Origin of the sequence: Prevotella conceptionensis 9403948 (assembly GCF_000312305.1) — a bacterium.
Lineage (GTDB): Bacteria > Bacteroidota > Bacteroidia > Bacteroidales > Bacteroidaceae > Prevotella > Prevotella conceptionensis.
Genome location: NZ_HE999444.1, coordinates 244,565 through 265,126, shown reverse-complemented (window position 1 = coordinate 265,126; position 20,562 = coordinate 244,565). Strand labels below are relative to the sequence as shown.

General features: G+C 44.6%; 15 protein-coding genes. 3 read left to right on the top strand and 12 right to left on the bottom strand.

Annotation, left to right across the window (positions count from 1 at the left end; all coding sequences use genetic code 11):
• A partial coding sequence (locus BN93_RS03245; protein ID WP_044259677.1) for an endonuclease/exonuclease/phosphatase family protein occupies positions 1–343 on the top strand: 343 nt, incomplete at its 5' end.
• 1,462 nt (positions 344–1,805) lie between these two features.
• On the opposite strand, the gene BN93_RS03235 is transcribed toward BN93_RS03245, so the two are convergent.
• Positions 1,806–2,444 carry a DUF4230 domain-containing protein gene (locus BN93_RS03235; RefSeq protein WP_019186931.1) on the bottom strand — a complete coding sequence of 213 codons (639 nt, stop codon included), beginning with the start codon at positions 2,442–2,444 and terminating at the stop codon, positions 1,806–1,808.
• Positions 2,437–3,114 carry a DUF4230 domain-containing protein gene (locus tag BN93_RS03230; RefSeq protein WP_019186930.1) on the bottom strand — a complete coding sequence of 226 codons (678 nt, stop codon included), beginning with the start codon at positions 3,112–3,114 and terminating at the stop codon, positions 2,437–2,439. The genes BN93_RS03235 and BN93_RS03230 overlap by 8 nt, the downstream gene beginning before the upstream one ends.
• 108 nt (positions 3,115–3,222) lie before the next feature.
• Between BN93_RS03230 and BN93_RS03225 the strand changes: the two genes are divergently transcribed.
• Entirely contained in the window at positions 3,223–3,801 is a 579-nt protein-coding gene (locus BN93_RS03225) for a DUF4738 domain-containing protein (RefSeq protein ID WP_019186929.1), read from the top strand.
• 406 nt (positions 3,802–4,207) lie between these two features.
• Here BN93_RS03225 and BN93_RS03220 read toward each other — a convergent pair whose 3' ends face one another.
• From BN93_RS03220 to BN93_RS03180, 8 genes are all read right to left on the bottom strand, one after another.
• Positions 4,208–6,466 (bottom strand): nitric-oxide reductase large subunit, encoded by a 2,259-nt coding sequence (locus tag BN93_RS03220; protein WP_044259673.1) that lies wholly within the window; start codon positions 6,464–6,466, stop codon positions 4,208–4,210.
• A gap of 738 nt (positions 6,467–7,204) precedes the next feature.
• The gene (locus tag BN93_RS03215) at positions 7,205–8,026 is read right to left on the bottom strand and encodes a hypothetical protein (RefSeq protein ID WP_019186926.1); all 822 of its coding nucleotides are present in this window, start codon (positions 8,024–8,026) and stop codon (positions 7,205–7,207) included.
• Between the two features lie 42 nt (positions 8,027–8,068).
• Positions 8,069–8,560: a hypothetical protein gene (locus BN93_RS03210; protein ID WP_019186925.1), complete on the bottom strand. Its 492-nt coding sequence runs from the start codon at positions 8,558–8,560 to the stop codon at positions 8,069–8,071.
• An 81-nt stretch (positions 8,561–8,641) separates the two neighbouring features.
• Complete coding sequence (locus BN93_RS03205) at positions 8,642–9,502, bottom strand: hypothetical protein (protein ID WP_044259670.1); 861 nt, start codon at positions 9,500–9,502, stop codon at positions 8,642–8,644.
• Positions 9,503–9,647: 145 nt separating this feature from the next.
• Positions 9,648–9,965 carry a hypothetical protein gene (locus BN93_RS03200; RefSeq protein WP_019186923.1) on the bottom strand — a complete coding sequence of 106 codons (318 nt, stop codon included), beginning with the start codon at positions 9,963–9,965 and terminating at the stop codon, positions 9,648–9,650.
• A 208-nt stretch (positions 9,966–10,173) separates the two neighbouring features.
• Positions 10,174–10,590, bottom strand: coding sequence for a hypothetical protein (locus BN93_RS03195; RefSeq protein WP_157462640.1), 417 nt, complete (start codon positions 10,588–10,590; stop codon positions 10,174–10,176).
• A 125-nt stretch (positions 10,591–10,715) separates the two neighbouring features.
• Positions 10,716–11,042 (bottom strand): hypothetical protein, encoded by a 327-nt coding sequence (locus BN93_RS03190; RefSeq protein WP_157462637.1) that lies wholly within the window; start codon positions 11,040–11,042, stop codon positions 10,716–10,718.
• 656 nt (positions 11,043–11,698) lie between these two features.
• Positions 11,699–13,900 (bottom strand): beta-glucosidase, encoded by a 2,202-nt coding sequence (locus BN93_RS03180; protein WP_019186919.1) that lies wholly within the window; start codon positions 13,898–13,900, stop codon positions 11,699–11,701.
• 1,721 nt (positions 13,901–15,621) lie between these two features.
• On the opposite strand from BN93_RS03180, the gene BN93_RS03170 reads away from it, so the two are divergent.
• Complete coding sequence (locus tag BN93_RS03170) at positions 15,622–16,554, top strand: restriction endonuclease (RefSeq protein ID WP_019186915.1); 933 nt, start codon at positions 15,622–15,624, stop codon at positions 16,552–16,554.
• 851 nt (positions 16,555–17,405) lie between these two features.
• Here the strand turns inward: BN93_RS03170 and BN93_RS03165 are convergent.
• Positions 17,406–18,782 (bottom strand): MATE family efflux transporter, encoded by a 1,377-nt coding sequence (locus BN93_RS03165; protein ID WP_044259667.1) that lies wholly within the window; start codon positions 18,780–18,782, stop codon positions 17,406–17,408.
• 521 nt (positions 18,783–19,303) lie between these two features.
• A complete protein-coding gene (locus BN93_RS03160) occupies positions 19,304–20,551 on the bottom strand; it encodes an ABC transporter permease (RefSeq protein ID WP_019186913.1) in 1,248 nt (415 codons plus the stop codon).
• Positions 20,552–20,562: the final 11 nt, after the last annotated feature.

The window sequence follows — 20,562 nt, the reverse complement described above, 5'->3', positions numbered from 1 at the left end:
CGACTTTAACGACTATGGCGACGCGCCTGCCTTGCGTTTGCTGGCTGCCAACGGCCTAACAGACGTGTCGGCCAACGCCATTGGCATTAACGGGGCGAAAGGAACTTATCGTTACCAAGGCGAATGGGGTAGCCTAGACCATGTTTTCGTTAGCCAAAAGATATGCGAAAAGGGCGTTTCCTGCCACATTTTCGATGCCCCATTCCTAATGGAAGACGAAGAAAAATATGGCGGGAAACGCCCTTGGCGAACCTATCAAGGCCCTAAATATCTTGGCGGTTTTAGCGACCATCTGCCCTTGGTGGTGACTTTCGGCATGCCCAATGCGGCAAGTAAACCCTGATATGAGGAAGAAAACAGCGCAACGCCCCTATAAATAAATATGGCTGCCTGCTAAAAGATTTGAAACAGCAAATATGGTGTTCAGGCTGCCGACAAATAAAAATTGGTTTTACCTCTCCCCAAAAGCTAGCCCCTTTCTGTTCTTCACAAGCACGGTATGGCGAACAGCCGATGGGGTTAAAGGCGCAACTGGGTGAAACGCAAACGTCCTGCGCGTTTCGTTGCCCTATATCATTTACGTCAGTAAGGGCTTAAAATTGTTCTTTTCTCGTTACTCGAAAAGTGCGTTTTCTCGCCATGACAATGTTCGAGCAAGCTCGACATTGTTCATTTGGCTTAACGAAAACGTTCGTATCATTGCGCCCATCCTGTTTAGTCTTATCGCTCATCCCAGCGCACGTCCGTTGTCCTTATCTCAGAAATCACCTGCTTTGCGATTTGTTAAAACAATAAATATATTTTACAAATCACGTTCTTCGGCCGAACCATTCTAGAAGAAAATAACCGCTAAAAGCCATATAAAATGCACCCAAGCGATAAAATTTCGGCATTTTTTGAGTGCTTATCCCCTCTGTTTTTAGCCATTTACTATGCTTTTGCATTTCTCTTTGAAGAAAATTTCTCCCAAATTTGCATCCGCAACTACTAGAAAATGGGGTCTAATCGCTAGTTGTTGCAACGCATTTTGCACCAAAACACATCGCAATATGCACCAAAACGCAGTGCATTTTGCACCAAAACGCAATGCAATTTGCACCAAAATGCAGTGCAATTTGCATCAAAACGCAGTGCAATTTGCACTAAAATGCAAGGTAAATGCTTCAAAATACACTCCAAAACCCATAAAAAGCACCATTTTAAGCGTTATTTATAGGCATTTTGGCCATTTGGAATGAAAAACCGCTTGGTAGATTTTGGCGGTGAATTTATTGATGTTTTGCACCCCTAATACATGCTAAAAAGCATGCTTTTGCGCCTTATTTATCGTAAACGCCAATGAGTCAAGCGGTTACAAACTTTAAAAATACGCGCGAAAATCCGACCGATACTTGGAAATTTTACGGCGAGGGCACTCATAATGTTAATTTTTGGTGCAAATGTTTTACAATCTTGTGACCGTTATTCAGTGCCATTGCGTGCCTGTGTTGAATTTAATCCTTGTGCCAGTAAAAGAGCACTTACACGGAAGAACTTTTGGGATGAATGATAATCTGAAAGGGGACTTACTTTTCGAAAACGAAATCCGCAACGCCTATTGATGGGCATTGCGGATAGAGAAACCGAGCCGATTTGAAGTTTAGCGGCCAGCAATAATAAATAAAACGGTGTAAACCTGCAATAGGCGGCAATGCACGTAGTAGCAGTACAAGGTACTTTATAGTCACCACACTAGGTGCTTGTTGCCCCAGTACAAGCCGCTTATAACCGCAGTACAAGGTACTTTGTAGCACAATGTTCTGTTATCAACGCGCTTTCTTTGTGGCAGTTTGGGGGTCGTCGAACATCACTTTCGTCTTATCGAAACCTAGCGAACGCAGCAAGCTAGTGAACTGTACGCGAGCGTTTTCCTCGGCCAACGCCATATTGGTAGGCGTTAAGCAGCGTTTGCGCATCATGGCATTAGCCTTATAATAAAGGCGATCGCGGTCGGCATCGCTCCATGTTCCCGTTGAGAAAAACGATTGCGTGCGCGCCTCGTCAATAAAATTATTGTCTAAAAGCTTTACGGGCGGTAGCGTAGCGCAAAGCGTGTCGCCCTGCATCGACAGCCAACGTGGGCGCGCCTCGCGCAGATTAACGCCCAAACGCAACGTACCATAATATATACGCACCAACTTATCATCGCCAAAGAAACCATATTTAATGGTGTCTACCAACTCTTCGTCGTCGATAGACAGAAACTCCCACTCGCCAATGGCCTCTATTTGTTGTATCTGGTTGGGCGTAAGGTCTATCTTGTCGTTGCTCACCACGCTTATACTGTTATCGGTTTCGCAGCGACAAACAGCCACACAAATCACCACGAATGCCACAACCACTAAGGCCAAGTACAGCCAATAGCGGAAAGGAACTAACGAAAGAAGGGAACGAAACTTACTCATTGTCAGTCCTCCTTTCTGTATTGCCAAGCAAAAGGCGAGTGATGTCTCCGTAATTAAAGTCCTTACGGAAGTTCACCGTTATGTTTTCTTCTTTAAATCCCATCTGCGCCACCATCGGGATGATAACATTGGCGGCGTTTTGGCGAGCCTGTTCCATTACCTTCATTTGCGGAATAGACTTCACAATCGACTCTCGGCCCTGCCTTTCGTAGGCCGTCAGCTCGGCATCGGTGAAGTTAGAACGCGCAAAATCCACATACCGCTTAATGCCTTTATTGTCTATGCGCGTGCCTGTGAGTTCCACTTGCGGGTCGGGAAGTGTTATTTCAATGCGGTCGCCGCGTCTGCGTACATTGTCTTCGCTAAACTTTCCGAAGTCTACATACGCCTTCAAGGTGGCCTCCATAGGTATGGCCACCTGCCGTTTGCTTAGTGGCAGGTTGATGTTGAACTTGTTCCCAAGGAACGAGCCCTTAATTGTTTTCTCATCGTTGTGCGTGATAATCTTATGAACGCGTATCTCGGTGGTGTATAGTCGCGAACATTTTTTCAGTTGAGTCACCATCATCGGCACCGTGTCTACAACCTCCTGGCCAGGCTCGGACTTGTTGCCCGAACAGCCCAAGACCATGAGAACCAATGCCAAAGCCATTAAAATCGTTCTGTACATGCGTCTGAATGTGTTACGTATGCTGCAAAGATAGTAAATAATGCGCACATCGTTTCGTTTTTTACACTATTTCTTCTTATCTTTGCGCGGTAAAAAACCTATAAGTAAATGAAACAACATCTCTTGGCCCTCGTTACCATGAGCGTGGCCATCTGCCTGTCTTCGTGTGGAGGCAAAAAAGAAAAGACCGACATCGTTGCGCGCAAACCCATCGTTGTGCGCGCCACTGAAACGCGTGCTATGGGCGACCATAGCGAAAGCCGAAAGGTAGAATGGATTGGGGCAAGCTACACCATCGACACCCAATTTAAGGCCGACAAGTCGCTACCCCTCATCAACGACGGCGAACAGAAGTATTACGACAACCGTGCCACGGTGAAAATACTGCGCAAAGACGGCACGGTATTCTTCAACCGCACGTTTTCTAAGGCCGACTTCATCAACCAAATTGACGTCAGCTACAAAGGTGGTGCCCTGCTTGGCGTGGTGTACGACAAGTGCGACAACGACTACTTGTACTTCGCTGCCAGCGTTGGGTCGCCCGATAAGTCGAGCGATGAGTACGTTCCGCTGGTAGTTAAGATTTCGAGGTTTGGCGAAGTGAGCATCAAAAAGGATGCTACACTAGACACGCAAAGCGAAATGGGCAACAGCAACACGGCCGAAGAAGAGGAGGAAGGGGTATAGACGGGCGCGTTGCCAATGTGCAAATGCAGAACAACTTTTATTTATTTATCGCTCAACAAGATTGAAAGAAACATGGTTATGTTTGGCACAACAAACGTTTCTTGCAAACATTTTTTTATCAGCACATACACAACTCATACTTTGCAAGTTGTGAATATAGAATATCGAAGGGCCCTATAAACCAACCATAGAAAGCGGTTTATAGGGCCTATTCTTGTTGTTATCGGATGTTAGACGGTTTCAGGCAGGTTCGCCATTGAAGATTTCCCTGAGTTGATTTCAATCTTACCGTTTGGTCTGACGAAACCTCCATACTTCGGAATTGTAGGACATTCCCCTTTAAACAGGTGGAACCTAAATTCGGGCGAGGCCTAGAAACCCATCAAAAATGGCTTGCAGGAAACTTTTAGCGTTTGCCTTTTCGCGACCAACCAAATTGAAGGCCGATAATAAACAATACTAATAAGACTTCACCCAAAGCTACAAACGAATCGCCAGGTACACGCAACCATCTTAATGTCTGCATGAAATCTTGTTGCATGAACTCGGCCGACCTTGCCGACCAGTAAGCATTGGTGATGCTCTCGTGGGCTTGCAAGATGCCAATGGGCAAGATACTTACCACCGTCATGAGCAACAAACCAATGTTTATGCACCAGAAAGCAGAGCCAATAAGCTTGTTGTTCCACTCGTAATCGGGATAAAGGCCGCGCAAAACAAACAGCATCAAGCCAATTCCCAAAATGCCATAGACCCCGAAAAGAGCCGCATGTCCATGAACGGCAGTGGTGTTCAGTCCCTGCAAATAATACAAGGCAATTGGCGGATTGATGGAGAAGCCGAAGATACCTGCACCCAAGAAGTTCCAAAAGCACATCGCAATGAAGCAATATATCGGCCACTTGTAGGATTTTATCCAAGTCGTAGAACGGCTTAGCTGATAGTTATGGTACGCCTCCATGCCAATAAGTACGAGCGGAACAAGCTCCATCGCACTGAATGTAGCCCCTAGTGCCAGCACAGCCGTTGGCGTTGCACTGAAATACAAGTGGTGGAAGGTTCCTAGGATGCCACCTGCAAGGAACACAATGGTGGAGAACAACACCGAAATCGTGGCGCTCTTTATCTTTAGCAGCCCCAAGCGGCAGAACAAGAACGATGCAACCACCGTGGCGAACACCTCGAAGAAACCCTCAACCCAAAGATGAACCACCCACCAACGCCAGTATTCGGCAATAGCCATGTGGGTTTGGCGACCATACATCAAACCTGCGGCATAGAAGAAAGCAATGGCTAACGAGGCAATTACAAAGAGAATAAGCAAATGGCGGCTTTCGTCCTTACGCTTGAGCGCAGGAATGAGGGCACGTATCATTAAGAATAGCCAAAGAACTAGCCCCGTAAGCAACAATATCTGCCATAGGCGACCCAGCTCTACATACTCGTATCCTTGATGTCCGAACCAAAAGTTCTCTACCAAGCCGAGCTTCTGCATCACTCCGAACCATTGGCCAGCCAGCGAACCTGCAACAACGAACACCAATGCGCCAAAGAGAACGTTAACACCTAAGGCCTGATATTTGGGTTCGACACCCGAAACAGCCGGAGCAATGTACAGACCCGTAGCCAACCAGGACGTTGCAATCCAAAGGATGGCTAGCTGAACATGCCAGCTACGCGATACGGCATAGGGGAAAATATCTTGTATGGGCAAGCCAAAGAAGGCATCACCCTCTACACCGTAATGGGCGGTTATCACGCCCGAAATCATCTGAACCAACATCAAAGCACCTACCACCCAAATGTATTTCAGCACGGCACGCATAGACGCAGTGGGTTTAAGCTCCCTCATCGGGTCCGTTTCGGGCGCCTTCGACACATGCTCCTCCTTGTGCTGTGCATAGTAGTAAACCAAAATTCCCACACAGAAGAGCAGCAACAACACACTAAATCCCGACCAGAGATGCAGCGAGGTGGGTGCGATGTTGCCTATTACGGGGTCGTGTGGCCAGTTGTTGGTATAGCTAACATCGCTGTTGGGCCTGTTGGTTACACATACCCAGCTAGACCATGCGAAGAAAGCGTCCATTTTATCAAAACGCTGTTCGGCCGAAAGACCGCCTACCGCCTCAACAGATTTCTCGCGCATAGCATACGCATTGCGCAACTTAGCCATAGAGGGGTCGTTCAAGAACAGCTTAGCATAATAGTTATGCAACTGTTTGGCCACCCTAGCGCGCATGTCGCTAAAAGTGATAACGCCCGTTTGCGCATCATAAGTGTTCTTACGGAGTTCTTCTTGCAACAGCACCTTGTACTTGGCCTTGTCCGCTTCGGCCAACTGGGCATACACTTTACCATCTTTCTGGGCCAATTCGGCTAGCATCAGCTCCGACTCTCGATGCAAATAGTCGGCCGTCCAATCAGGGGCAACGTATGCGCCATGCCCCCAAACGCTACCAACTGTCTGGCCTCCGATAGATTGCCAAACGTTCTGTCCGTCCTTAATATCTTGTCCTTCGAACAACGTTTCGCCACTCTCAGTCACCACCTTGTTGGGAAAAGGCGGCATCTCTCTGAAAATCTCAACGCCATAGAAGCATAAAACGGCGAACGACCCGATAATGACCGCCGCCAAAGTCAACCATAATTTCTTTGGTGTCATGTTCTTGATTTTAGTTAATGTTCAGTTTTAATCTTTACAACTTATATTAGATTAGGGCATACCACGCCCTTCTCTCAATATAATGAACAACAATGCGTGTGCCATAAGCCCGCAAAGCATACCCGAAAGAAAAGAAAAAACCACATTAGGTAACATTTGTTGCTTTTGCGCAATGCGCATTGGGTAACAAATGTAACCGATAAGTGTGACGCGTGAGTTATGCCACGCCACACCGCTTTTCAAGAAATTCCGTCCTCATAAACGAACGGCACCATCCCAACAAAAACATATATGCAACAAGCGTGCCATGAAAAAATCGAAGGAAACCACCTCGAATTAAACACAATAGTAAAGTTGCTGATACATTAAAGGCTACGCTTGTACCAGCCATACTATCCTACCTCAAACAAAGCATCATCAATCCGTTCCACCAATCTGTTCGAATCTATCCTTTCATCTTGTCAATACAAATCTATCTAGAAAATCTTGTTGCTGTACACAACACCTGCTTATAGGCATTACGTTAGGATTTCCTGCTATTTATATTTTTGCGAACAGCAATTGTTTAAAATATGATGTGTATCACTCTTAAGCCGTAAGCAATAAGATAAGAGGGAACGATAATAAAGCAAAATGACAGGTATATACCAGATAACAGCAGAAAGACAGTAAAGAGCAATACAAATAAACGACAACTGAACCTTAGCGGAGATTTGTTAGAACATGCCGTACTTAATTTCAATATTTAATTTCCCGGTGTTTACTTCCTTTACTCCAAGGAATCTCATCAATAAGCGAATCGTTCTTAAAAACCCGAATTTTGGCAATGTTTTCTTTCTTAGCTAAGGTAGTATCCCATTCTTCAAACTCGTCAAACAATTTTATGTGCCTGAATTTCGAGGGTGTTAACTCAATGCTTAACGAATCAGAAGGATAGTCAACCCTTATTGCACGAGGTTTTCCTGGTTTTCCTGCAACCACCATTAAATTGGAATAAAAGCGATGATAGAATAGAAAAAGGCCAACGGTTTTTCCAATAAACTCCCCATATTTACCTTGTTTGTGTACAGGATTGTAAGCAATTGGCTGCAAAGTCATCGTTATTGTATCAAGGCAAAGTTTCAATTCGGTAGGACTAACCACACGAACCTTCCACGCAGTTTCATCAAGAATCAGTGTCGAATCGTTTTCAAGTCTCCAACGTTCTGTCCAAAACAGGCATCGCTCAACATGCTCATGTAAGCTGTCTTGCGGGTCTTGGTCTAAGATTTTCCATGTCCCGTCTTTATTAAAATAGAAACACAAATGCCATCTTTCATCATTATCAAAATCTACATACCAAACCCGATACTCGTCTCCATAGAGAATATCGGGAAGTTTATCTCGCCCGTCTGCACAAGAAGCCATGAACCCTCCAGCAAGAGTAAAAGCCATTAACATTGTTGTAACCCTCATTGCTCGCATTAAAACTTTGCCGTCCATATATTTTAGAAAAGCTTGGTGGCACACAATTTCTAGTTTCTCGCTGGTCGAGAGAATATTAAGTAACATCTTCTTCATCCTAATTCAGATCCTTTTCTTATTTATTTGTGTTGCATGTTTTCAGTTTGTCGTAAACCTTACAGGGAAAAGAGCCAGTATGGGAGTATCTCCTTCAAGGCCACTAATGTCGCTTTCCGCATCACGAACCGCCCTCAACAACATCTCTTTATATTCTTTTGGCAATACGTCCGTCAGCCTTAACTCCGCTATATTCAATTTGGGAACAGCCAATAAAAGGACTATTCCCCGTACGTTTGTGCAGTTAGTATAGTCAAAACGTATTTTATCCAAAACTTTATCTGCCAAAGTTGATACCCATTGCGTATCCACACACCATGTGGCATTCTCAACTTTCTGCCCACTTCGAGTAAGATAACAACACCTAACAACCTCTCCATCTTTCCTCCAAACTTGCTTATAAGCAATGCCTTCTACATCATACAACACCTCTGTTTCTAACTTACTAGATTGCAGCCCCGTCTTATTCTGTCCCCATAAATCAACAGGGACAAGGCTTAGAAAGATGCAAATACACAAGAATAACCTTTTCATACCATCACCTCACTTTCTATATATAAACATACTCATTATGCACATTTTATCTGTATTGAACAATGTTACAGTTCATTTGCCCTACTTTGCCGTTGAACTCTCCTTACTTATCGCTTGTCGTTTCTGTCGCAATTCGCGGCGAAATATCTCAGCCCAACTTTCTTTTGCGAAAAAAGAAAAGGGTAATATGATGCTTGATTCGAACGTTTCCTTCGTTTCGATGTCCCTTTCAGGCGTAAACGGGAGACTTTTAACGAACGACAAGAAAACGTTATAAAAGTCTGCATAGGTGGCAGAGTCTGGCGGTGTACGCTCATACTTGGCCATAACCACCTTACCTTCTTCGTTCAATTTCAACTTAACTACCAAGAGCATCGTGTCGGGACATGCTTTCTTCTCACGATAAGTACAATAAAGTGAATAGGCCATCTCCCGCAAGGAGTCCTTAGACATACCCATTTCAGGGAACCTCCTATTATATAGACTCAATGCAGGCTTTAATGGAGAAGACTGGTCTTTGCTCTTTATAAACAAAAGATTTGCATATGAGTCTTCCCACTTTACAATCAAGGTGTCTTCTGTCAGTTTCAAAATATCTCCTTTCCAATGTAGCTTTGCAGGACTAACACTATTATAACGAAACACCTTTAACTTCCTTCGCTTATCAACAGAGAACGAGGTTAAATAACTCATACAGGTTTGAATGGCATACCGTCGATGCCTCCTCTCGTCGTATTCCATATATTCAAGACCCTGTTTCTGTAAAGCCACGCCCCAACTACCAATGACGCAATCCCAATACTTAATGCTGTCGGCCGTTAAGAGTGAGATATACCCAGCCACTTTCTGCCCACTGCTTTGCTTATTAACCTTACTCTGTCCCCACAAATCAATGGGGATAAGGCTTAGAAAGATGCAAATACACAAGAATAAGCTTTTCATACGCAATGTATTATAATTGTTTTCCAGTCATTTTCTATACTCTCACCCACTATCACTTACAAGGCAATGCAACACACTTCTCTCCTCGGTTCGTTGAACTTCCCTTTCGTTTATTTACCTTGTGTGCAATATTAACCTTGTTGTATTAAGTCTTTCGTGCACAATTTTGCGAGACTTGCCTTTTAGGAAAGCGATAATGCACAATGATTTTGAAGAAACAAATTCCAACCATTGCTCCAATAAACGTGACAAAGAAGAAGTTAAATAAGGTTGGTTCAGGATGGTATCCCGTGTCAGACGATTGCTCAAACAACAGCTCAAAAACCTTTCCCCCATCGCACTTACCAGCATCATAGTCACATCCATTACCTATAACACAAGGAACAACTATAAGATAGTTAACTAAATGTGAAATAAGTATAGCGCCACCTATTACTATATTAAACGCCAAAAATCTTTTCATACGCGATATTGCAAATTAAATTACGGCTCTTTTATTACACGTTCAACATATTGTGCTTTTAACATGGAGTTCTTTATTAATACTTGCCATTGACCAAAAGACTAGACGTACATTCGAATATAACAAATTAATTGTGACAAATCTCATACCATAATTGTTTTTGAAAGCATTTATAATAAGAAGCGATTAGCGATGAGACAAATCGTTATTAGTATGCGGTCATATCAAAGTAATCTATCTTCAATATAAACTTAACTGGCTTTACACGATTCTTTTTTAAAGTATCTGTGAAACGCATCGCTTTAATACAGTTCACCAACTCTTGATCAACAGATGTCACATTCGTTGGTCGTACCAGTTGCACATAATCAATCTCACCTACATCGGGGTTGTATTCAAAAACGATAGCCCCAATGCCTTGAAAGGCATCTCTATACACATAGCCTGCCCTACGCCAAGAAAAAGAGCCATTAAAGGCTTTTACCACCTTAGCCTTTAGCTGCGCTGATGGATAAAACTTTTTCTCAGCCGACTGATAAACGATGTCCTTCTCAGTAATGTTGCAAGAACACATCCATGTATTTTCACATGCCATTAAACATACTATGGCTAGTATTGCCACCATACTTTTTAAATGTCTCATCCTCTTCACCATTTATCCATAGTCAAAAAAGCACTCTCGTTAAAAGATACTTACATACTTAGCACGCTTGAAACGCCATGTTAACGGCACCCAAACGAACGCATAAACTACTCGTCAGCTTGCAATTGCCTGAACGCAATTTCATCCAACACCTTATCATAAACACCTTTATTACGTTTTGGTACATGATCATAATACACCCTCACCCCATCAGAATAAACGTCTTTACGCCAACACCGCTTGTTCTCCACCCCAACAGACGTTTTTCTTTCGCCTTTGCTTTCCACCATTTTATTTTGGTACTTATCTATGGAAAACTCCATCATTGAACCTTGGAAGACAATAACGTATGCGCTATCAACGAAATGATAGAAATAAATCACTCCTTCTTCGTAGTTTTCTTTCTGTCGATGAAATGGTTTAGGAAGTTTCATTGTCACCTCTTTTGATAAGAGTTTCTGATGTTCCTGCACAAAGACAAGATGCTCGTTACTTATTGTTGAACAGCATAACAGTACACAAATCAATGGCAATGTCGCCATTGTATGAACGAATGAACGTCTTACAAATAGACAAATCGAGGAGAATGCAAACCTATGATACGATTGTGCTGCCATTACATGAGCCATTTTAGAGAACAACTGTTAAAGTTCTTTGTTGACGGTCTATTCCTCATGAACTTCCGTTCACTGTCTATGTCTTTCAATTTATCAAACACCAACTCGTTCGAGTCTGGCATTTTTTTACACAACTCTTTGTGGGTAAGAAGAGCATCATACAGCCAAGGGCTGCAATAACTTTACTCATAGAGCAACATTTCCTCGTTGAAACGAACGGACCAGTTCTCGGTTTTATGATTAATCTCTTTAACTTCACGATATATCAAGTTTGTTAGCCAGTGATTTTTTAGGCTATGCGTTTCCAAGTCCTTGCGCTTGCAAGGTTGTAAGTAGATGGCATATTGCCTTACAACGCGATAACTTGTGGAGCAACTTGCCAACTACACAACAACGGTTCTAACATCAATATACTCAAAAACCATACCCTTTAAGACTAAGAAACGCACAGCCTAAAACTCGCCAACTTACACTTACTTCAACTCGAACTTAGCCGTTGCACGCACATCTGTTTCGCTGGCGCAAACATAAGCAGTGAATGTTCCAGGTTCGGCAACAAAGCCGTGGGTGCGTTCCGACCAATATTCAAGGTCGCCAGGCGTGATGTCAAAACTTACCGTTTTGGTTTCGCCAGGCTCAAGAGCCACCTTAGCAAAGTTCTTCAACTCTTTATTGGGGCGCTCTTCGCTACATTTATCGTCGCCAATAAACAACTCAATGGTTTCTTTACCAGCCCTGCGACCCGTGTTTGTAACGGCAACAGAGAGAGTTATCTTGCCGTTCTTGTCCATCGTTTGGGCCGAAAGCGTGGGTTTGCCATACTTAAATGTGGTGTAGCTTAGCCCAAAACCGAAAGGAAATTGCGGTGCAACACCCTTGGTGTTGAACCAACGATAGCCCACATAAATGCCTTCATCGTAATACACTTGCTTGTCTACACCGGGATAACCACGCTTGCCAAACTGGAAACAAGGGTAGTCGGTCTGTCGTTTGGCAAAGGTTATGGGCAGCTTGCCACTTGGATTTAGTTTGCCCGAAACCAGTTCGGCCAACGTTTCGCCCGACATCGAGCCCAGATACCAACAGTGCATCAAGGCCTTAACGCTGTTTATCCACGGCGTAGCAAAGGCGTTTCCGCCGAAAGTAAGTACAACGATGTTGTTCTGAACCTTGGCCAACTCGGCTATCAGTTCATTCTGTCCGTATGACAAATCGTAGTTCTCGCGGTCGCCGTTTTCGCAATCTTGCCTATGGTTCTTGTTTAATCCGCCCACAAAGATAATGAGATCGGCTTTTCGGGCAGCTTGCAAAGCCTCTTCTTTCAGTTGCTTAAGCGAGTCGGCCGATAACGGTTCCACCGCGCCGTAAAGTGGTTTGCCCGCATAATAGCCGCGTACGAAAGAGAGTTTGTCGCCATAGACAGACTTCAATCCATCAAGGGGCGATATGTCGAACTTCGTTTTCAATTCCGAACTTCCGCCACCTTCACTCATATTGCGCACAGCATTATCGCCCACCACCAATATTCGCTTATAACGGTTAGGGGCAATAGGCAATATGTTATCTTGGTTTTTAAGCAACACTGCACCTTCTGCACCAACGTTCTTGCATACGGCATAATGTTCGTCCGAACATTGGTTACCAATGGTCTTACGCTGATTCATGGCCGTGCGGAAGATGGTTCGCAACACACGTTCCACCTTATTGTTGAGCACCGACATGGGTATGCGCCCCTGCAAGACGAGTTTTTCAAGTGGGTTGGCCATATAATTGGCATCGTAACCTTGCGCGCCGTCTTCGGTTTTGCGGTCTACAGAGGTACCCATCTCAATATCAAGCCCGTTCATTGCAGCCTGCCACGTATCATGAGTGCCCTCCCAGTCGCTTATCACCGCCCCATCAAAGCCCCATTCTTTCTTTAAAATCTTGTTCAACAGCGAGTCGTTGTGGCACAGGTGTTGACCGTTCCACAGCGGATACGCACCCATGATGGTCCAAACGCCTGCTTGTTGCACACATTTCTTAAACGCCGGCAAGTAGATTTCGCGCAAAGCACGTTCACCCACGTTTACATTTACGGTAAAGCGGTCTGTTTCTTGGTTGTTCAGCGCAAAGTGTTTAAGGCAGCAAGCCACGCCGTTGGCCTGCGCCCGCTTGATGTAAGGCACGGCCATTTCGCCTGCCAAGTAGGGGTCTTCGCCCATATACTCAAAGCTACGGCCGTTAAGCGGCACGCGACAGATGTTTGTTCCCGGCCCCAAAATGACGTCTTTGCCCCTGAAAGCAAACTCTTCGCTTATGGCGTGGCCGTAATCGCCAGACAAATTGCGGTTCCAAGTGGCGGCCAAACAGGTTAGTGAGGGGAAGGCGCAGATGGAATCGTTGGTCCATTGGGCATACCCCCAAGTACTCCAATTCAGTTCGGCGCGCGCACCGTGTGGGCCATCGCTCATGTTCAGCTGCCTAATGCCCAACCTTGGCACGCCTGCCGAGGAGAACATGCTTTGAGCATGTATTAGTTTTACTTTCTCGTGAACGGTAAGCCGTTTAAGTGCATCCTGCACGCGAGCCTCAACAGGCGCGTCGGGATTAAGGTAAACAGAAACTGTTTTTTGGGCTGATGCCATAAAGACGAAGGCCATCGACAGTGCAGCCGTGGTAAATTTACTTTTCATAACATAGTTATTTATCGTGTAGGGGTATTTAACCCGACAACAAAGTTCGCCATTTTATTCGAGAACTACAACAAAAAGGAAACAAAATGACAATGAAGGCAGAAAGAAAACGACAATTTAACTTCTGCGGAGTCTTAAAGCAATGAACTTGGTTAAAGCCCAAATCGGATGTTAGGGTCTGTGCAGATTTTGTTTGATTGTTGAGCCTCTTGCCTGCCTCATTATTGAAAGTCTGGCGGACTACGTTGAGAGAACGAGGCAGGCAAGATGCCAGGCGAACAAACAAAAGATGAACAAGACGCGTTGGAAAGAGCCTACATTAATTGATAAGCGTACTAACAACCGATTGGGCTTAAAGCCAAACATGTTCCACACAGAGGCGATTAAAAACCAAACAACCAACTTGTCGGCATACCACCTCCAACAACATGGTTCACGGACAGCAAGCCCGTCCGACACACTTCTTATACAAATTGGCTGCTACGGGTTGCCCCAAACCTTTATTGAAGTTGCCTTAACCATTATGTACCTGTAAATGGAAGGTGTTTATTGTCCTGGTGCTGTAAGAACAAGACAAGCGCCCCACTCATGTGCGAAGTAGTGGACAAAAGGTCGATAAAACAGAAATCTTGCCCATCTTTCTGGGGCAAATCATGGGCATGCCTTAAAAGCGGCCTGGTGGAAGTACTTCCATGCATTTATCCGACAGTTGAAAACCTGCCGTCTCAATGGCAGCTAATTTCTGCATTTTCATGATGCTGTTTCCGTTGGCTGTGGTCTGCATGCCCTACAACCGCTTTTGCTGGCGGTTGTAAACGTGCGTGCTTTCCGCGCAGTTGCCCATACGCGCGAATGCCACGCAAGCACTTTTGTACAGTTTTCAGCAAGAATTTTAACATTATGAGTGCCCTTTCTGTCCACCAATCGCCTACCCAGCCGCAAAAATCGATTCTCGCGAAGGTTGGTTTTGATGCAAAAAGGGGTTAGTTGTAAATGCCGGCAAAATGAATACGTATTGCATAAAACCACAATTTACACCAACTTTGGGGCCATCTTTTGCTAAATTCGCTGCGTTTTGCCGCAAAACGCAGTGCAATTTGGTGCAAAACGCAGTGCAATTTGGTGCAAAACGCAGCGCAATTTGGTGCAAAACGCAGCGCGTTTTGATGCTAAACGCAAGGTAAAATGGTGCAAAACGCAATGCGAAATGCGGCAAAACACGAGACGATACGTATAAATATCCACCACTATGGTATAAAAAAGACCTTTACAAACCATTAAAAACATGGCTAAAAAGGGCAAAATAGCTATTAAAAAGTGGAGTTTTAGGGGCTAAAAGTGGAGAATTGGGCTTTAAAAATTACGATACAGCAACCAAATTAGAAAGGCTAAAAGGTACAAAATGCAGGTTCTGTTCTCAAAAACGGACAAACTAGAGGATGTAAAAAGTTAGAAATAGTAGCTATTTACCCACTTTTCAACCAATATCTGCGCTAGAATGGAGTAGAAACTAGGACGTGTTTTGTAAAATAAATCATAAATTTTAAACTTTAAATTGGCAAGTTGACGGGCCGACAAGTTTAGGGGTTACAAGTAAACGCTTACCATGTTCAACTTACAACTTGTCGCTTACCAAATGCAGATTAGTCCACTTTAAATTGCATAATCACATTATTTTTCTTATTTTTGCATCCATAATTATTTACTAACAATCTGTTTATATGATACCAACGTTTCAGCAAATTCGCACACAAGTGCTGAGAACACTAAATGCAGGTGGCGTTATGCGGGCGAAAGACCTTCGAACACCATTGGCAAAACACTTTAACCTTACCGATGAAGAGCTTAATACAAAATACGATTCGGGTAATGGAGAAATATTTCTAGACCGTATTTCTTGGGCCTTGTCTTATCTTTTTATGGCAAAATTGGCAGAAAAGCCAAGACGGGGCGACTACACCATCAGCCAAAAGGGAAAAGAACTAGTTGTTTCGTGCACCGACGAAGAGATTAACAAGTATATAGACGACACCGTGAGCAAACCTAGGAAGACCTCTGGGGAAACGGATAAAGTGATAGATGCCACCATCATGGCATCCAATAACGAACTTACACCACAAGAGGGGCTGTACGAATCGTACGAAAACATCAAGAAGTCGATACAATCAGACATTCTAGCGACGATATTAAACAAAAAGCCACAAGCCTTTGAAAGGTTGGTTGTTGAACTGTTGCAGGCTATGGGCTATGGCGGGGAGATTAAAAATGCAGGCGTCATAACCAAACTTTCTAACGACGGAGGTATCGACGGCATCATTAAAGAAGACGTGCTTGGCTTTAATCATATTTCCATTCAAGCCAAACGATATGCCGCAAACAACCATGTTGGGCGCAATGATGTGCAGGCTTTCGTGGGCGCAGTTGCTGGAACGCCATCTAAAAAGGGGGTGTTTATTACCACTTCCGACTTTACCAAAGGCGCGATAGATTATGTTGAAAGCCTTAATGGTTCGCCAACTATCATCTTGATTAACGGTACGCAACTCACAGAATACATGTACGAATGCGGACTAGGTCTGCAAGAGGAAAGGGTTTTCAAAGTGATGAAACTCGATAGAGACTTTTGGGATGCGATGGACGATGAACAAAGGTGAAAAGGTGAAAAAATGGCTGCGCCGTTAAAGGTGAAAGAGTGAAAGGGTGAAAGGGTGAAAAAATGGCTGCGCCGTTAAAGGTGAAAGAGTGAAAAAGTGAAAAGGTGAAAAAATGGCTGCGCCGTTAAAGGTGAAAAAGTGAAAAGGTGAAAAAATGACTGCGCCATCTATACATTTGGCTTAACTCCTTAACTCCATAACTCCTTTAACTCCTAAAGATGAAAGGGTGAAAAAATGGCTGCGCCATCTATACATTTGGCTTAACTCCTTAACTCCATAACTCCTTTAACTCCTAAAGATGAAAAGGTGAAGAAATGGCTGCGCCATCTGTACATTAGGCTTAACTCCTTAACTCCATAACTCTTTTAACTCCTAAAGATGAAAAGGTGAAAAAATGACTGCGCCATCTATACATTTGGCTTAAATCCTTAACTCCATAACTCCTTTAACTCCTAAAGATGAAAGGATGAAGAAATGGTTGCGCCATCTGTACATTTGGCTTAACTCCTTAACTCCATAACTCCTTTAACTCCTAAAGATGAAAGGGGGAAAAGATGCTGACGCCCTCCGCACATTGTGATTGGCTAGCTTCACCTTCTCACCCTCTCACCTTTCCTATCTTTTCACCCTTTCACCTTTCCACCCTTTCACCTTTCCACCCTTTCATCTTTACTACCTTTCCACCCTCTCACCTTTTCACCCTTTCATCTTTTCACCCTTTCACCTTCCTATCTTTTCACCCTTTCACCCTTTCACTTTTCATATCTTTTCACCCTTTCACCTTTCCTATCTTTTCACCCTTTCACCTTCCTATCTTTTCACCTTTTCACCCTTCCTATCCTTTCACCTTTTCACCTTTTCACCCTCTCTTTGTTTTTCAATCGCCTTAAAAGCCATAGGTAAGCAGGCACAAGGAACAGGTCGGCCATTATCCAAGCTACGGGGTCGCCATAGCAAACGCCTAACCAGGCCAGCGCAGGAACTAACCAAAGGCTAACTCCACAACGGGCAATCATTTCCATAACGCCGCTCATCAAACTCAGGTTGCTGTAACCAAGCCCCTGAATACTATAACGGAGGATGACCAATACGCCCAAAGTGGGGTAGAACCAGTTGGCTATTCGCATAAGTTGTGCGGCATTGGCTATCACTTCCTGCTCGTGGCCGCTTACAAAGAGCATCATCATCTCATCGGCAAAGGGATAGATGACGGCAACCGTCAAGACGAAATACCCCATCATAATCCACATGGCATCACGTACGCCAGTCTTAACACGGTCTAGCTTTCCCGCACCGATGTTCTGTCCGCAATAAGTAGCCATTGCCACACCAATGTTCTCAAGTACACAAGTGAACAAGTATTTGATGCGTAAGGCGGCCGTAAACGAAGCCACGTATATCGTCCCTAGTGCGTTATTGGCACTTTGCAGCATGATAATTCCGACAGAGGTAATGGAGAATTGCAAGCCCATCGGTATGCCATTGTTCAACAAGATACTGATTTTCTTGTTGTCGAACGACCGTTCGTCGGCCTTGGGCACGAGAATAGCCATGTGCCGCCTAATAAACCGCCAACATAGCCATGATGCGAGAACCTGACTAAGGAAGGTTGCGATGCCAGCGCCTTCGACACCCAGCCCCAACAGCAGGATAAACAACACGTCGAGCAAGATGTTAAGCAATGATGAGACAATGAGGAAGTAAAAAGGTTGCTTGGAATTGCCCAACGCACGTATCTGTCCTGAATAGAGATTGTAGGCCATCGTGAATGGGATGGTGCAGAACTGCAAGAAAAGGAAGACATAAGCATCGTGGAAGACATCGGCTGGCGTGTTGACGAGTTTCAATATCCTTTCGCAGAGCAAGCACGACAGCAGCGTTATCACCACTGCAAGCATCACGGCTATGCGCATGGCGTTGCTCACATAGCACCGCATTTTGTGGTGATCGCCGGCGCCAAATGCCTGTGCCACGGGGATTGCAAAGCCGGCACACGCCCCATTGCAGAAACCCATCACAAGAAACATGATGCTACTAGAGGCACCAACTGCCGCCAAAGCCCCTACGCCTATCCATCTACCCACTATCGCTGCATCGATAACCAAATACATTTGTTGCAAGATATAGCCCAGGATAAGGGGTATGGCAAACTTCAATATGCCGCGAGAAGGCGCACCACTAGTCATGCTTTCCGTATGAGACGGTGTATGAGAAGTATGAAACAACATAAACGAAAAATGTTAAATGATTAATGAACAAAGAACAACCTCAAAAAAATGAAACGCAGCCGTAAGTTTATTGTATGTGTGATTTACTTATCCAATACTCCCTAAACATTATCTTTCCCTCCCTTCCACATGCTTGCTCACGAGCTTTTCGGACTGCAAACTCGCAACTCTGCAAGTCTTACAATCCTTTGGTTCTATTTCTCTCAACCTTTCACTCTTATTTAGGAGTTAAAGGAGTTAAGCCAAATGTATAGATGGCGCAGCCATTTTTTCACCTTTTCACCTTTTCACCCTTTCACCTTTAGGAGTTAAAAGAGTTAAGCCAAATGTATAGATGGCGCAGACTCTTTTCACCTTTTCACCTTTTCACCCTTTCACCTTTAGGAGTTAAAGGAGTTAAGCCAAATGTATAGATGGCGCAGCCTTTTTTCACCTTTTCACCTTTCCCATTTTTTCATCTTTTCACCTTTTCACCTTTTCACCCTTTCAACTTTTCACCTTTCCTATCTTTTCACCTTTCCTCATTCGTATCTCATCGACGTTGCTGGGTTTATCTTCGACACCAAATAGCTAGGCGCAATAAGCACAAAGACGCTGATGAGCAGCGTTGCCACGTTGAGCAAGAGCCATACAAGCAGGTTAAACTCGACAGGAACCGTGCTAACGTAGTAGGTGGCAGGGTTTAACTTCACCAACCCCGTGTAGTGTTGCAGGGCGATAAGCCCCATGCCGATGAGGTTTCCGATAAGCATTCCCTTGCCAATGGTAAACACTGCAAACCAAAGAAAGGTGCGACGGATGGTTACATTGCGCGCACCAACGGCTTTAAGAATGCCTATCATGGCCGTACGGTCTAAAATAATGATGAGCAAACCCGAAATCATGGTGACACCTGCAACGGATAACATCAGTCCGAGAATAATCCAGACGTTAAGATCCAACAAATCGAGCCACGAGAATATCTGCGGGTTCATCTCTTGAATGGTTTGCGACGAATAAGTCTCGCCATATCTGTCAATCGTGCGGTTCACCTTGTTTACCACACGTGCAGCCGTGTCGTCAAGTCGGTCGAAGTCGTTGACCGTTAGTTCGGCTCCGCTAGCTTGGTCAGTCTCCCACGCATTTAGTTTCACCGCAGTATATAGGTCGATGAAACACGTAACCTTATCGTATTGCGAAAGGTTGGTTTGGTAGATGGCCGCAACGCTGAACCGCCTAGCCTTTACCCCCGTGTTGTCGATGAAGTAGGCAAAGACTTTATCACCCTGTTTAAGGTTCAGCTGGTCGGCAATGGCCTGCGAAATCACCACTTGTTGTTTCCCCACACTATCGGAGAAGTGCGGAATGGCACCCGCAACGAGGTGTTGATGAATGAAAGTGGTATCGTAGTCGGCCGCTATTCCCTTGAAGGCCACGCCAAGAAAATCGCTATTGGTTTTAAGTATGCCTTGTTTTATGGCAAAACGCTGAACATGGCGCACGCCAGGGATGGCACGCAACACCTTCAACATCGAGTCGCCCATCTGTATGGGGTATTGTTCGGATGCTTGAAGGGTCATGAAGTTGGCCACTTGTATATGGCTACCAAAGCCAACCACCTTGTTACGAATGGTATGCTTAAAGCCGAAAACAACGCTCACCGATACCAACATCACCGCTAACCCCACGGCAACGCCAGCAATGGCAATGCGTATGGCAGGCCGGTCTACCCGCGTTTTGTCGGTGTTATTGGCGTAAATGCGCTTGGCTAAGAAAAAGGGTAAGTTCACAAGTTAATAAG